Here is a 14,194-nt window from a genome sequence, read left to right on the forward strand (position 1 = left end):
CCTGATCCCTTCCCGAACTCAGAAGTGAAACCTCTTCGCGCTGATGGTAGTGTGGCACTTGCCATGTGAGAGTAAGTCATCGCCAGCTTTTAAATTAAAAACACCCCTTAACTAACGTTGAGGGGTGTTTCTTTATTGGGGGAGACCTTCTAGTTTTCGTTAGACAATACGTAACGTATAAAAAATTCTCAGCGTATAATTGAAGTAAAATGGATAATGTGAATTAGAGATTAGAATGGTTGATCGTGTTTCATGTTCAGAATGTGGTGTTTAAATCTTAAAAGAGACATCAGAAAAAAATAATGGTTTATGTATGCCTTGTAAAAATGGCTATAGGAAAAGCATAGAAGTATCAAAAAAATTCTATGAAGAAGAGAGGCGATATAGAGAATCCCCGGAATGGAAGTATTGGCAATGGCTAGTAGATCAAGTTAATAAAACAGAAATGGGATTCAGTGAGCTTTCTTATAAAAGTAAATTATATTTTTCAATAAATTTATTACTTGGAGAGGTTTTTAATGGCGGATTTGATCAATATTTTTTAATAGTTCTGCCAACTATATGTCTTATGCAATCAATGGCTTAATAGAAATAAATGCTTTAGATAGTTTGAACTTATTGTCTGAAGAAAAAAAAGTAGTCTTTAATAATTTAGAGGTCCCAATTGATTGTGAGATACGTCGGGAATTTTTGAGAAATAGAGATAGTTTTCAACAAGAATACCAAGATAAAGAGCTTGATATTCTTGATCAAAAGTTTTGGGCTGAACCAGATCAGCTTAGTGAAAAACTTGTTAATTTTGCGAATAAACATGCTTTATACGAAAATTTTTAATTTCAAAATTAAGAGGTTCCTTATGATATTAAATATAAAGCCTCTAATTTTATTAGAAATCAGAGCTATTATAAGAAGATTCACTTTATAGATATGGGAACGTGAAAGAATCAGCAAAGTAATGTAAAAAAGTTTATCTTAAATAAAAAATTAGGTATCCATTATGCAAATTAACTCTTTCTCTCCACTACCCGAAGATGATGAAGAACTACATCTTCCTGAGCTTGTGTATTGGACATCCCTCGGTGATGTGGAACAAGTTGCACAATTATTAGAGGCTGGCACTGATCCAAACCAGACTGATGATGAAGGCTATAGTGCACTACAAGCAGCGGCTGAGAATGACAATTTAGCTGTAGTGAAGCTACTGGTGAGTAAAGGTGCAAACGTAGCGTATAAAGGCGAATATACAGCATTACAGCTTGCAGAAATGGCTGAGCATACCGAAGTGGTTGAGTACCTCAGAAGTCTTTAAATCACGCAAAGAAATGATAGATGAAAAGAAGCCCCATCATCCTGACGGGGCTTCTTCATATTTAGTTTATTGTCGTTTATTTCCTATAAACAACCACTTCCTGTGTGTCTTGTTATTCTGAATGAGACTTCCTGTCTCTCTATGATTTGTATGATAGGTGAAAAGTTTACGTTGGGATATTCGCTAATCGCTGCGATTGTTGTAGGTTTTAGCGTACATTGATGGGGCAAGCTTAAAGCATTAGGCATCAAAAAGTGGAATCTTGTGACTCCACTTTTTGCTTGATTGGATCTTTAGAAATGAATATCTATACCGATATAAGGACCTTTAAAGTTGAATTTAAGATCATTTTTTTCGTAGTCATCTAGCTTGATATCGAGGATACGGTAACCTGCTTTTAAACCAACATCGACCAAGAGATTATCAATAAAGTTGTATTGTAATTCTGCTTGGGCATCGGTGATCTTGGTGTCGTTAAAGTTGCTATACAACAATTCACCCTTCGCACTTAAGCCCGTGAATGGCAGTTTTACTCCTGCTGACCCATAAATCACAGGAATAGTTTTATCGATATCGACTTTCCCCATTTTATAAAAACTACTTGTTGGATCTGCTAGTAGTGTTTTGACATCACCATTTAAAGAGGTTGCACCGAATCCGACATCTGCATCAACGATATTGTCTAAAATCTCATAATATAAAATGAAGTCGGTATGAGCGATGTCTAGGTCATATATTGGTTGTCCTAGAACCTCATTTTCTGTTTGCGTCTTTAAATTCACGTGGCGAATTTTGGCATTTGGAATGAGAGGAATAGGATGTTCAAAAGCCAGTGAGAGTTGTGCTGAACCTTTACGGTCTAAGTCATATTCTCTCGAATCCATGTATGGATCTAATAAAAGATTGTCTTGACCTGTTTGGTTTGCGAGTGATGTCGATTTAGGTTTAACTTGAGCTTTACCATCATAAAACCAATAACTGACATCTGCTTTGATACCAATTACGTCTGCCTGTGCCAAACCACACAGGCTCGTTCCTAAAGCAAGCATTGATATTTTTAATATTTTCATTGTATTGTCCCAATAAATACCAGAAACAGTAATGAATTGTTGTAAATTCATCACCGATTGGGCGCATGATATAGTGAACAATTCAAATATGCAGTAGTCTAATTTTAAATTTTTGCAAAGAGAATAAATAATGTCAGATACACAAAGTGTTGTGGATTACCCGCTGTATGTGGCAGGCAAGGCAGTCACAACAGGTCAATGGTTAGACGTACAGAATAAATATCAAGGCACAATATTTGCGCGAGTAGCGTTGGCCGATGCAAAGGTATTAGAAAAAGCAATTGCAGCATCGGTTAAAGCAGAAGCTGAAATGGCAGCACTAAAGCCATTTCAAAAACAACACATTCTGCTGCACTGTGTAAAACGTTTTAATGAGTTGCATGATGAGCTGACAGAAATTTTAATCGCAGAAGGTGGCAAACCTCGTGTTGCGGCGAGTGCCGAAGTTGAGCGTTTAATTAATACCTTCCAACTGGCTGCGGATGCCGTGACTCAACTCGATGATGGTCGAATGTTGCCGTTGGCCGTCACGCCAGCCGCAGCGCGTTATCGAGGTATGGTGAAACAGGTACCGATTGGTGCCGTTTCATTGATTAGCCCTTTTAATTTCCCATTAAATTTGGTAGCGCATAAAATCGCCCCTGCGATTGCGGCAGGTTGCCCATTTGTTCTAAAACCTGCAAGTCTGACCCCGATTAGTGCATTAAAAATTGCTGAAGTTTTGGCAGAAACGGATTTGCCTAAAGGCTCGTGGTCGGTGTTGCCATGTGATCGTCAAGCAGCAGATATTTTAGTCACTGATGATCGTTTTAAATTGTTGAGTTTTACTGGTTCTGACCAAGTCGGTTGGGATATGAAAGCACGTGCAGGCCGTAAGAAAGTTACGTTAGAGCTTGGGGGCAATGCAGCGGTCATGATTGAAGCAGATGCAGTCGTCGACGATGCTTTGATTGATCGTTTGATTGCTGCTGCATATAGCCATGCTGGGCAAGTGTGTATTAGCGTACAACGGATTTTAATTCATGCTGATCTTTATGCTGACGTGAAAAAGAAATTGTTGGCAAAGCTGAAAAAAATCAAAGCTGACGACCCAGCATTAAGCACGACATTGGTTGGTCCTATGATAAAGGCAGCAGAAGCGCTTCGTCTGAAAAAGTGGATTGATAAAGCCGAGAAGAAAGGCGCGAAAATACTGATCGGTGGAACCCTACAAGGTGTTTTGCTTGAACCGACATTGCTGGAAAATGTCGATGCTAAGCTGGAAATTTATAAGGATGAGGCCTTTGGCCCAGTTGCAATTTTAGAGAAATATAAGGCTTTTGAGCAGGGCATTGCCACCATTAACCAAAGTCGTTTTGGTTTACAGGCTGGTGTCTATACACAGAGTCTTAATAAAATGCTGTACGCATGGGATCATTTGCATGTGGGTGGTGTGATTATCAATGATGTGCCCACTTTCCGTGTTGACAATATGCCGTATGGTGGCGTGAAGGATTCTGGTTTAGGTCGGGAAGGCATTCATTCTGCTATTCGTGATATGCAGGAAGAACGGTTATTGGTTATTAAGCAAACCTAAGCTTAATCAGCTTGGGGCGTAGTTTGCTCATGTGCAGTTGGAGAAAGGAAAGTTCATGCCTAGATTTTATCAATTAGTCTTGCTGTGCTTGAGCATGATGTGGACCTTGTCAGCATGGGCATTTTCTTCGCAACAGTTAGTTCAAGATGCACGAAAGCAAATTGGTATAACCCGTTATTATGATCCTGCTTATACCCGTCTGGATTATCCGATGGGTGATGTGCCGATGGTGAAGGGCGTGTGTACCGATGTGGTGGTTCGGGCGTTACGACAGCAAGGCATCGATTTACAGCAACGGATGTATGAGGATATGCGCAAGCATTTTAACGTGTATCCAAACAAATGGGGTCTCAAAGCACCTGATAAAAATATTGATCATCGGCGAGTACCTAATATTGCGACCTATTTCCAGCGAAAAGGTTATCAAACTCATGATCAGAACTATCGGGCTGGGGATATTGTGACGTGGGATTTAGGGAGAGGTTTGGTGCATATTGGGATTGTCTCGGATAAGAAAAGTTTCTTTCAGAAAACACCATTGATTTTGCATAATATTGGTCAGGGAGCTGAGGAGTCTGATATTTTATTTAAATATAAGATTACGGGGCATTATCGAATCAAAAATTAAAGGGATGAAAAGGATGTGTGCTAGTCATGATTTTTAATCAAATGATAAATTCAGGGTCGCTTAGTTGATTGAGTTGAAAAATAATCAATCGTGTTCGAAATAGTGATGAATGGCTTAAAATTTTGCATAATTTACAGTAAAAATAAATAAAAAAGAGTATTGTTCAATCATCAACAGGTAAAAATTAGTGAAAATTTTTTAAGGAAGAGTTTTCTAATTTTTGCTGGTTTGAATATAAGAAATGAAAACTCAAAAGGTTTTTTCTGGTTCAAACAATAATAGGATTTGCATTGGTACTTTTCTTGCTAGCAGTACAACAACCAGATAACAGCAGCATTGAAAAGTTGCCTTAGGAATAGGTTATTTTTATGACAGATACTCGTGAGCACTGGTCAGCACGATCAGGTTTTATTATAGCCGCCATTGGTTCGGCTGTTGGATTAGGTAATATTTGGCGGTTCCCTTATGTTGCCTATGAGAATGGTGGTGGTGCGTTTTTAATCCCTTATTTAGTTGCATTATTAACGGCAGGTTTACCTCTGTTATTCTTAGATTATGCGGTAGGACATCGTAGTCAAGGGGCAGCCCCTGCGGCTTATCGTAAATTGATTAAACGAGCGGAAACATTAGGCTGGTGGCAGGTCTGTGTATGTATCATTATTGGTTTGTACTATGCAGGTGTATTGACCTGGGCTGGTAGTTATATTTACTTCTCGTTTGGGCAAGCTTGGGGCAACGATCCCGAAAGTTTTTTCTTTAACAATTATTTGATGACCTCATCTTCTCAGACTTTTGATTTCACTTTTGTTGGGCATTTATTCTGGCCATTGGTTGGGATATGGACGCTAGTACTCATTATTTTATATGGTGGGGTCAAAAAGGGTGTTGAGCTTTCAAATCGTATTTTTATGCCGTTATTGGTGGTGTTATTTACCATTCTTGTGATTCAAGCACTCAGATTACCAGGTGCAGTGGATGGTTTAAATGCCTTCTTCACGCCGAACTGGACTGCCATGATGAACTATAAAGTCTGGTTGGCAGCCTACGGTCATATCTTCTTTTCATTGTCTGTGGGTTTCGGGATTATGGTGACCTATGCGTCTTACCTTAAACCAAAAACCAATTTAACAGGATCGGGATTAGTTGTTGGTTTCGCAAATTCATCTTTTGAAATCTTAGCTGGGATTGGCGTATTTGCGGCGTTAGGTTTTATGGCGCATACAGCTGGCTCATCGGTACAGGATGTGGTGAGTGGCGGAATCGGGCTTGCTTTTATCGCATTTCCTAAGTTGATTTCGAGTTTAGGTGCTGGTGCAGATCTGTTTGGAATCTTATTTTTCACTTCGTTATTTTTTGCAGGGATTACGTCATTAGTCAGCATCTTGGAAGTGCCAATTGCGGCGATGCAAGATAAGTTGCAATGGAGTCGAGTAAAGGCTGTGACGGTTATTGGTGCAGGAACGGGGCTTGTTTCGATTGCGTTGTTCTCAACAACCAATGCCATCAAACTGGTCGATATTATTGATCATTTTATTAATAATATCGGGATTATTTCAGGTGCCCTGATTTCGATTATTATGGTGTCATGGTTTAAGCGTTCTTTGATGAAAACGCTGGAGGAGCACATCAATCGTGTTTCTACTGTTCATCTTGGGCGCTTATGGGAGTTGACTTTAACGGTGGTTACACCTGTTGTATTACTGTCGACTTTAGGCTTGACCCTCAGTGCTTTATTACAAAAAGGTTATGGTGATTATGATCTGAGCCTACAGTTATGGTTTGGCTGGGGCAGTATCTTATTCTGTGTATTCGGTTCAATTTTATTGACTAAATTAAAAGGTCGAGGAGAGTAAGTAATGAATACATCAGCGATCATTATGATGGTGATTTCCATTGTACTTTTATGGGGTGGTCTGACGCTGGCTGTGCTGCATTTAATGCGACATCCAGAACAAGTAGATGACAAGTAAATTAGTTCTAGCCCACGAAGCCATGCAATGTAAATTGCATGGCTTTTTGTTTTATGGGCTTAAATTTTTTGAATCAAGCAATAATAGAAACCATCACCAGAGTGTGCAGAAGGAAGTAACTGACGACCATGGGTCTGTTCAATCCCCCAATCTGCATTGATTTTGATTTCTTCTGCATCAGCATGTTCTGCAAAGAATGCCACCATTTGCTGCTCATTTTCAGCTTTTAGAATTGAGCAGGTGATATACAGTAAAGTGCCGCCGACTTTAAGCTGTTGCCACATCTGCTGCAAAATCTGTTGTTGTAGCGCAGCCGTTTGCGCGATATCGGTCGACTGTCTGAGCAGACGAATATCGGGATGGCGACGAATCACGCCTGTCGCGGAACAGGGTGCGTCCAGCACGATACAATCGACAAGTTCCTGTGCCTGCCACGTGGTGGCATCAGCTGTAATAATCTCAACATTGTTCTGATCTAGGGCAAGACGTTCTAAATTTTCAGAAACACGTAGTAAACGTTTTGCATCATGATCAAGCGCAATCAATTTTTTAGGATTAAAGCGCTCAAGAATATGTGCTGTTTTACCTCCGGGTGCAGCACATGCATCGACAACAACTTGGTCATCTAAGTTCGGTAAAAGCGTCGCGCACAATTGTGCATGTTCATCTTGAACAGAAAAACCGCCTTCTTCGAAACCTGGTAAATGGGTAATATTGCCTGTTTGTTCCAAAACAATACCAACATTTGAAAGCAGGCAAGGACGAGCATCAATCTGTTCTTCATCCAAAATCTCTAAATATTCGTTACGACTGACTTGGCGTTCATTGACACGCAGGGTCAGTGGCGCGACTTGTTTTAAGGCTTGGCATAGAGACTCTGCTTGCTCAGGCCAATCTTTTTTGAGCCGTTTGAATAACCAACTTGGTAAACCATGGGTATTATTCAACGCGGTTTGAAAATCATCTGTTTCACGTGAAACACGGCGCAGAATCGCATTGACCAAACCACTCATTGGCTCGAAACCGAGTTGCTTAGCCGCATTTACCGTTTCTGAAATCGCAGCATGTACTGGAATACGCGTACATAAAATTTGATATAAACCAAGATATAAACAACTTTCTAGTGCTTCATTGTCTAATGGTTTTGTGAGCAATGGTAAGGTAATAGCTTTTAACGAATACCATTGGCGTAAACAACCTAAAGTAAGTTCGTGATATAAACCACGGTCACGTTCAGAAACGATATTGATATGTTGATTCAAAACGGAAGATAAAGATTGCCCATTTTGAACAGCCAAAAGTGTTTTGACCACTTGTGCACGCAGATTCAAATTTTTTGTAGATGATTGATTCGATTGGCTCATGGCAGGATTTGTCCAATATGTAATTTTTGGGTTTGGGCAATTTGAACTGGATTGAGGGCTTTAGCACCTGGCCATTGCAAACTGGTTAAGCACACTGCGCTATTGTCGCCACAGGCAACGTGTACGCCTTGTTTATCTATGGCAAGGATTTCACCGACTTGTGCATCGGTTTTGATGAGCTGTGAAAGTGTAGAACCCCAAACACGTAAGGCATTGTTTTCATCGAGCTGGATAAAGGCAACTGGCCATGGATTAAAGGCACGAATATTTCGATCAATTTGCACTGCATTTTGAGTCCAATCAATACGCGCTTCTGCTTTAACTAATTTGTGCGCATAAACGGTCAATGTTTCGTCTTGCACTTCGCGTTTGGCGATAAAGTCTTGTAGCGTTTGTTCTGACGCGAGTACAGTACAAATGGCTTCTGCACCTTGATCAGCCAATTTGTCATGTAAACTGGCCGAGGTATCTTCGGCTGTGATTGGACAAAAGGTTTTATACATCATATCGCCTGTATCTAAACCTGCTGCCATTTGCATGATAGTAATGCCTGTTTCGGCATCGCCTGTCGCAATGGCACGCTGAATTGGCGCAGCGCCACGCCAGCGTGGTAATAATGAACCGTGAATATTGAGACAAGCATATTTCGGTGTATCCAAAACCGCTTGCGGTAGGATCAAGCCATACGCTGCAACCACCATCACATCTGCGCCTAACTCAGCCAGTTGTTGCTGTGCCGCCAAGCCTTCTTCGGTAGAGGCTTTAAAATGTAAAGGTTGATAAACAGGCAAACCGTGTTCAAGTGCGAGTTGTTTCACAGGGGAAGGCGTTAATTTCTGCCCACGACCTGCTTTGCGGTCAGGTTGGGTATAAACCGCTACAATCCGGTGTGATGTTTTTAATAATGCCGCCAATGCAGTTGCTGCAAATTCAGGCGTACCCGCAAAAATGATGTTCACAAATGCAATCCGAAAAAAACTTACTGTAAATTATAAGCGAAAAAGCCAATAGCCCCTAATCAGAAGGTGTGAATCGCCTTTGAGCAAAAAAAGATAGGTTCAGTGGTCATCTGTTAAACGATAACTTGTAGTATGATGGGCTTAGCTCAGTATCATTTCGCCAGAGAGAATGTCCTATTCTTCTCGAGCACAAACTTGTTGGGAATACAAAATGCCTGATTATCGTTCGAAAACATCAACACATGGAAGAAATATGGCTGGCGCGCGTGGTTTATGGCGCGCGACGGGCATGAAAGATGAAGATTTTGGCAAACCTATTATTGCGGTAGTCAACTCATTTACCCAATTTGTTCCAGGTCATGTGCATCTTAAAGATTTAGGTCAACTGGTTGCGCGAGAAATTGAAGCTTCAGGTGGTGTCGCCAAAGAATTTAATACCATTGCGGTCGATGACGGCATTGCCATGGGGCATGATGGCATGCTGTATTCATTGCCATCGCGTGATTTGATTGCCGATTCTGTGGAATACATGGTCAATGCGCATTGTGCTGATGCGATGGTATGTATCTCGAACTGTGACAAGATCACTCCGGGAATGCTGATGGCAGCAATGCGCTTGAATATCCCTGTGATATTTGTGTCTGGCGGCCCAATGGAAGCAGGTAAAGTCAAGTTCCGTGGTGATGAAAAGGCGATCGATCTTGTTGATGCCATGGTGGTTGCAGCAGACGAAAGCTACACCGATGAAGAAGTGGCTGCATTTGAACGCTCAGCATGTCCAACCTGTGGTTCATGTTCAGGTATGTTTACTGCTAACTCAATGAACTGTTTAACCGAAGCTTTAGGTTTATCTTTACCGGGCAATGGTTCAATTGTTGCAACACATGCCAATCGTGAAAAACTGTTTTTAAGAGCAGGGCGCTTGGTTGTCGAATTGGCAAAACGCTATTATGAACAAAATGATGACAGTATTTTGCCACGTTCAATCGCAACCAAAGATGCCTTTGAAAATGCCATGACGCTTGATATTGCCATGGGTGGTTCAACCAATACCGTATTACATTTATTGGCTGCTGCACATGAAGCAGAAGTTGATTTCACCATGGATGATATCGACCGCCTCTCTCGTCAAGTGCCCGTGTTATCTAAAGTTGCACCCGCAAAACAAGACGTGCATATGGAAGATGTACACCGTGCCGGTGGCATCATGGCGATCTTAGGTGAGCTTGATCGTGCCAATTTGTTAAAGACGGCATGTCCAACCGTACATGAACCAACATTGAAAGATGCTTTAGACAAGTGGGATATTATCCGCACTGAAGATGCTGATGTGTATGAGTTCTATCGTTCATCTCCGGGGGGTATTCCAACGCAAGTGGCATTCTCACAAAACCGTTATTACTCAACGTTGGACGGGGATCGTGAAAATGGCGTAATTCGTAATGCTGAGCATGCATTCTCTAAGGATGGTGGTTTGGCAGTACTTTACGGCAACATTGCATTGGATGGTTGTATCGTTAAAACAGCAGGTGTGGATGACTCAATCCTGAAATTTACGGGAACAGCACGCGTATTTGAAAGCCAGGATTCAGCAGTAGAAGCCATTTTAGAGCATAAAATTGTGGCGGGTGATATTGTGGTGATTCGCTACGAAGGCCCACGTGGTGGACCGGGTATGCAAGAAATGCTGTATCCAACCAGCTATTTAAAATCAAAAGGTTTAGGTAAAGATTGTGCCTTGATTACCGATGGTCGCTTCTCTGGTGGTTCTTCGGGTTTATCGATTGGTCACGTTTCTCCAGAAGCGGCGGAAGGTGGTGCCATTGGTTTGGTTGAAGATGGCGATACCATTGAAATCGATATTCCGAATCGTACCATCCACCTTGATGTGGATGATGCAACCATGGCGCATCGTCGTACCGTTCAAGAAGCCAAAGGTTGGCATCCAGTTGAAGAGCGTAAACGTAAGGTGTCTAAATCATTGAAAATTTACGCAATGCATTCAACCAGTGCAGCGAAAGGCGCAGTACGCGTTTTGTAAGCCCATTCAGTCCCTCTTGCAATTAAGGGGGACTTTTTTCTCATTTTATAAGATACTGAACAGACTTATTTGCTCTCTTGTTAAAACACAAGTTAGAGAAGATTGACCAATTCATACATTTATAACCATTAGAGGCTATCGACATGTCTTTGTTACGTCGTTGGTTTGACCCCATTCGATCGAGTTGGTTCTATCAGAAACCTTCTCGTCAGGCGGTGTTACCCACGGAACAGGGTTTAAGTATTTACCTACGTCTAGACGATGTTTATAGTTATCTTGCGGTGCAACAATTGGCTCAGCTTAATGAGATCTTGAGTGATGAACTCAAACCGTTAAAAGTTATTATTTCAAAACAAGATGCTGAACCACCAAATGGCATGTCCGCACAAGATTGGCAGCGATACTGTCTCAATGATGCAAAGATATTAGCCAAACAACACCGTTTTGGTTTTGATGATACGCCCGAAATTCCAAGTGCAGAAGCATTACAACAAGCTGAAACCATTCTCAGAAATACCCCATTAAGAGATCAAAACTTCTTACATTTACTTGAGGATGTCTTTCATATGTTGTGGCAACAACAATATGGAAAATTACGCACCTTATATGCGATGGCCAGTCAGCATCAAACACCACAAGATTATCCTGAACGAATGTTTAAGGATGTACCTGTAGCAGCCAGTTATTTTGAGTTGAGTGAGCGCAAGTACCATGCGGTAGATGATTTATTGCGTTTGACTCGTCGTTTAAAACAACAAAAATTGCTGACAGATAATCCCATTTTTTTGATCAATCACATCGAATGGCGTGAGCATTTAATCAATGATGGTGAAGCATTGGCTGAAGTCCAAGCATTACATCCAGAGTTGGATTTATATATTGCACTTGAAGACCCGATGAGTTGGTTGTTGTTGGACTACATCAAAGAAGAACTTGCTGATTATTATAATATCCAGCTTAAAGTCTATCCTTTGAGCTACCAAGGGCGAGATTGGTTTGACTGGGGCTTAGCAACGCGTGTTTCAAAACGGACTGAAGTGGTATTTACGCCGTTTTGTCGTCCGACCCAAGAAGCCACCTATGAAATGGCCAAGCTGTTTTATAGTGTCCCAGAAGAGCAGCAGGTGGACTGTATCCATCAGATTTTGGAAGGGGTCTGGACACGTGGTAAGGACCTGTCTTTTAAAGCGCATTTTCAGCGCATGCAAAAACGTTTGGAGATCGAACAGATCACTGAACAGGATGTTGAAGAGCTGTTAAAGCAAAATGATGAGTTATGCCAGCAAAAGCATCAGCCTGATTTTCCTGTCTTAGAATTGCGTATTGATGGGCAAAGCTATGTGTTTAATAGCTTGTATCGGGTATGGATGATTGAAAGTATTATCAGTAATGTGTTGGAAGAAAAATATAAGAATGACAGCCTAGAAGGCTAGGATACTCAGCGTCTAAAACGATGAGGTGGAGTACTCCTCGTCTTTGGTCTCAACTTTTCATTGAGTCATACTCCTAAAAACAAGAATACGCAATTTCAATTATTTCCGTAGCATAGCTTTATATGAATGCGGAGATGGAACGTGACTTTTTTGATCATTGTAATGGTGGTATTTGCTTTCGCTGGCATGATAAAAGGCATGATCGGTTTAGGTTTGCCTGCGGTGTCTATGGGACTACTCACCATCGCAATGAGTCCTTTTCAAGCTGCCTCGCTTTTGATCGTACCGTCTATGGTGACCAATGTTTGGCAACTTTTTGCTGAAGGTCATGTCTGGTCTTTTATCTGTCGTTTTTGGTCTTTGCTATTGGGAGTTATCCTTGGCTCTATTTGGGGTTTTTTGCCCAGCTTGAGTCAAGGTCAGGGCAGTGAGATTTTATTGGGGAGTATGCTGGCTTTATATGGACTTTATGGTTTATGTGCCAAAAAACTACCGTATTTGGCAGCGCATGAGCGTTGGCTCTCTCCAATCATGGGTTATATCGGTGGTGCAGTCACGATCGCGACAGGGGTAATTATTATTCCCATCGTGCCTTATTTACAGTCCTTACACTTAAAACGTGATGAACTGGTGCAGGCTTTGGGACTAACGTTTACCGTTTCAACGATTTGTTTGGCGATTTTTTTACACGATCAGCCGACGACAGGCGGTGCTTTAGACTACCGCTGGTCCTCTGTTGCATTGGTCGCAGCCTTGATCGGGATGTGGTTCGGGAAAAAAGTGCGTTACCACTTAAACGAGCAAAAATTCCGTCAGCTATTTTTTATCGGTTTGCTGACACTGGGGAGTTATATGATCGTGCATTAAGATGCTTGATTCATCTTGTGGTTTTCGTTCTAAAAGAAATCTTGAAAAATCTTGATAGCTTTGTGGGAGTTGCTCAAAGTCTAGGCTGGCGAGGAGGAGCTTACGATTGGCCCATGCGCCTAGTAGTTGAATAGATTGAAAATGATAAATATGTTGTAAACGTTGCGCCGCACGTGCAGGCATAATTGCAATGCCTACACCTTTCGCGACCACTTCCGCAATCGCGGCAAAATTAGGTAAGCGCAAGCGATAGTGGATGTTGAAGCCTAACAGTTTGGCTTGAGTCTCAATGGACTGTTGTAGTGAGTGATGTGGCAAGAGACCGATAAAATCATAGGCTAATGTGTCGATCAGATTGATTTGTGCCTGTTGGGTCAGCATATGTGAGTCTGGGCAGATCAAGACCAATGGATCGCTAGCAAAATCTTGCGTGTGTAAATGATGTGTGTCAAAGAAACTGGACACCAGCCCTAATCGAGCAATCCCTTTGGTCAGCGCTTCTACTATCTCAGAACTTTCCGCTTCGTGTAAGTCAATGTTGATATTGGGATAATGCATCAAGTATTGAGGCAACAAGGCTGGAAGATATTCACTCTGCGCAGAGGAGTTACACCAAAGGATTAGTGACTCGGAGGTTTTCTGACGAAACCGTTGCATGTCCTGCTCAAGTTTATTTTTTTGTGCACTGAGTTTTTTTGCATGCTCAACCAAAGCGTGACCTGCGGTAGTCAGTTCTACACCAGCGTTATGTCTGATAAATAATGGTGTTTCGAAGTATTGTTCTAGTTTTTTAATCCGTTCACTGGCTGCTTGTAAAGAAATAGCGGCACGGTCTGCCCCTTGGGTCAGGCTACCTGTTGCTACAATATGAAGAATCAGTTGTAAATCAAAAAAATCAAAACGCATGATCTGAACGCATTGAAGTGCAAACAGTCATCATACTAAAAATACGGCGAGAAAGGATACGGCAGCGCAAT

14 protein-coding genes and 1 rRNA gene are annotated in these 14,194 nt (G+C 41.5%); 11 read left to right on the plus strand and 4 right to left on the minus strand.

The features are described 5' to 3' along the window. The 4 genes from rrf to MMP72_RS03540 form a co-directional block, all read left to right on the plus strand. A 5S ribosomal RNA gene (rrf, locus tag MMP72_RS03525) occupies nt 1-88 on the plus strand; the annotation flags it as partial. Between the two features lie 225 nt (nt 89-313). Then, entirely contained in the window at nt 314-586 is a 273-nt protein-coding gene (locus tag MMP72_RS03530) for a hypothetical protein (RefSeq protein WP_241314596.1), read from the plus strand. Next, complete coding sequence (locus MMP72_RS03535; protein ID WP_241314598.1) at nt 562-834, plus strand: DUF4375 domain-containing protein; 273 nt, start codon at nt 562-564, stop codon at nt 832-834. Before MMP72_RS03530 ends, MMP72_RS03535 begins: the two co-directional genes overlap by 25 nt. Before the next feature lie 163 nt (nt 835-997). After that, the gene (locus MMP72_RS03540) at nt 998-1,309 is read left to right on the plus strand and encodes an ankyrin repeat domain-containing protein (protein WP_241314600.1); all 312 of its coding nucleotides are present in this window, start codon (nt 998-1,000) and stop codon (nt 1,307-1,309) included. A 293-nt stretch (nt 1,310-1,602) separates the two neighbouring features. Here MMP72_RS03540 and MMP72_RS03545 read toward each other — a convergent pair whose 3' ends face one another. Beyond that, entirely contained in the window at nt 1,603-2,379 is a 777-nt protein-coding gene (locus MMP72_RS03545) for a TIGR04219 family outer membrane beta-barrel protein (protein ID WP_241315139.1), read from the minus strand. A gap of 130 nt (nt 2,380-2,509) precedes the next feature. Here MMP72_RS03545 and MMP72_RS03550 point away from each other — a divergent pair, with 130 nt between their 5' ends. The 4 genes from MMP72_RS03550 (at nt 2,510) to MMP72_RS03565 (ending at nt 6,553) form a co-directional block, all read left to right on the plus strand. Further along, nucleotides 2,510-3,955, plus strand: coding sequence for an aldehyde dehydrogenase family protein (locus MMP72_RS03550; RefSeq protein ID WP_241314602.1), 1,446 nt, complete (start codon nt 2,510-2,512; stop codon nt 3,953-3,955). A 55-nt stretch (nt 3,956-4,010) separates the two neighbouring features. Next, nucleotides 4,011-4,583 carry a DUF1287 domain-containing protein gene (locus MMP72_RS03555; protein WP_241314604.1) on the plus strand — a complete coding sequence of 191 codons (573 nt, stop codon included), beginning with the start codon at nt 4,011-4,013 and terminating at the stop codon, nt 4,581-4,583. 368 nt (nt 4,584-4,951) lie between these two features. After that, nucleotides 4,952-6,436 (plus strand): sodium-dependent transporter, encoded by a 1,485-nt coding sequence (locus MMP72_RS03560; protein WP_241314606.1) that lies wholly within the window; start codon nt 4,952-4,954, stop codon nt 6,434-6,436. A 3-nt stretch (nt 6,437-6,439) separates the two neighbouring features. Further along, nucleotides 6,440-6,553 (plus strand): methionine/alanine import family NSS transporter small subunit, encoded by a 114-nt coding sequence (locus MMP72_RS03565; protein ID WP_241314608.1) that lies wholly within the window; start codon nt 6,440-6,442, stop codon nt 6,551-6,553. A gap of 59 nt (nt 6,554-6,612) precedes the next feature. Here MMP72_RS03565 and rsmB read toward each other — a convergent pair whose 3' ends face one another. After that, nucleotides 6,613-7,917, minus strand: coding sequence for a 16S rRNA (cytosine(967)-C(5))-methyltransferase RsmB (rsmB, locus tag MMP72_RS03570; RefSeq protein ID WP_241314610.1), 1,305 nt, complete (start codon nt 7,915-7,917; stop codon nt 6,613-6,615). Continuing rightward, entirely contained in the window at nt 7,914-8,876 is a 963-nt protein-coding gene (gene fmt / locus MMP72_RS03575; RefSeq protein ID WP_241314612.1) for a methionyl-tRNA formyltransferase, read from the minus strand. The genes rsmB and fmt overlap by 4 nt, the downstream gene beginning before the upstream one ends. Nucleotides 8,877-9,087: 211 nt before the next feature. Here fmt and ilvD point away from each other — a divergent pair, with 211 nt between their 5' ends. The 3 genes from ilvD to MMP72_RS03590 all read left to right on the plus strand — a co-directional run bounded on the left by ilvD (nt 9,088) and on the right by MMP72_RS03590 (nt 13,217). Beyond that, nucleotides 9,088-10,917 (plus strand): dihydroxy-acid dehydratase, encoded by a 1,830-nt coding sequence (ilvD, locus tag MMP72_RS03580; RefSeq protein ID WP_241314614.1) that lies wholly within the window; start codon nt 9,088-9,090, stop codon nt 10,915-10,917. 143 nt (nt 10,918-11,060) lie between these two features. After that, nucleotides 11,061-12,350, plus strand: a complete 1,290-nt coding sequence (locus tag MMP72_RS03585) for a hypothetical protein (protein ID WP_241314616.1) — start codon at nt 11,061-11,063, stop codon at nt 12,348-12,350. 141 nt (nt 12,351-12,491) lie between these two features. Continuing rightward, nucleotides 12,492-13,217, plus strand: a complete 726-nt coding sequence (locus tag MMP72_RS03590) for a sulfite exporter TauE/SafE family protein (RefSeq protein WP_241314618.1) — start codon at nt 12,492-12,494, stop codon at nt 13,215-13,217. Here MMP72_RS03590 and MMP72_RS03595 read toward each other — a convergent pair. After that, entirely contained in the window at nt 13,167-14,123 is a 957-nt protein-coding gene (locus MMP72_RS03595) for a LysR family transcriptional regulator (protein WP_241314620.1), read from the minus strand. The genes MMP72_RS03590 and MMP72_RS03595 overlap by 51 nt on opposite strands. Nucleotides 14,124-14,194: the final 71 nt, after the last annotated feature.

Origin of the sequence: Acinetobacter sp. NIPH 2699, from assembly GCF_022549355.1 — a bacterium.
Taxonomy (GTDB): domain Bacteria; phylum Pseudomonadota; class Gammaproteobacteria; order Pseudomonadales; family Moraxellaceae; genus Acinetobacter.

Coding starts and splice junctions, on each gene's coding strand:
- ilvD (WP_241314614.1), top strand. CDS start 9,088: ATGCCTGATTATCGTTCGAAAACATCAACACATGGAAGAAATATGGCT.
- rsmB (WP_241314610.1), bottom strand. CDS start 7,917: ATGAGCCAATCGAATCAATCATCTACAAAAAATTTGAATCTGCGTGCA.
- MMP72_RS03530 (WP_241314596.1), top strand. CDS start 314: ATGCCTTGTAAAAATGGCTATAGGAAAAGCATAGAAGTATCAAAAAAA.
- MMP72_RS03535 (WP_241314598.1), top strand. CDS start 562: ATGTCTTATGCAATCAATGGCTTAATAGAAATAAATGCTTTAGATAGT.
- MMP72_RS03565 (WP_241314608.1), top strand. CDS start 6,440: ATGAATACATCAGCGATCATTATGATGGTGATTTCCATTGTACTTTTA.
- MMP72_RS03555 (WP_241314604.1), top strand. CDS start 4,011: ATGCCTAGATTTTATCAATTAGTCTTGCTGTGCTTGAGCATGATGTGG.
- MMP72_RS03585 (WP_241314616.1), top strand. CDS start 11,061: ATGTCTTTGTTACGTCGTTGGTTTGACCCCATTCGATCGAGTTGGTTC.
- MMP72_RS03595 (WP_241314620.1), bottom strand. CDS start 14,123: ATGCGTTTTGATTTTTTTGATTTACAACTGATTCTTCATATTGTAGCA.
- MMP72_RS03540 (WP_241314600.1), top strand. CDS start 998: ATGCAAATTAACTCTTTCTCTCCACTACCCGAAGATGATGAAGAACTA.
- MMP72_RS03560 (WP_241314606.1), top strand. CDS start 4,952: ATGACAGATACTCGTGAGCACTGGTCAGCACGATCAGGTTTTATTATA.
- MMP72_RS03545 (WP_241315139.1), bottom strand. CDS start 2,379: ATGAAAATATTAAAAATATCAATGCTTGCTTTAGGAACGAGCCTGTGT.
- MMP72_RS03550 (WP_241314602.1), top strand. CDS start 2,510: ATGTCAGATACACAAAGTGTTGTGGATTACCCGCTGTATGTGGCAGGC.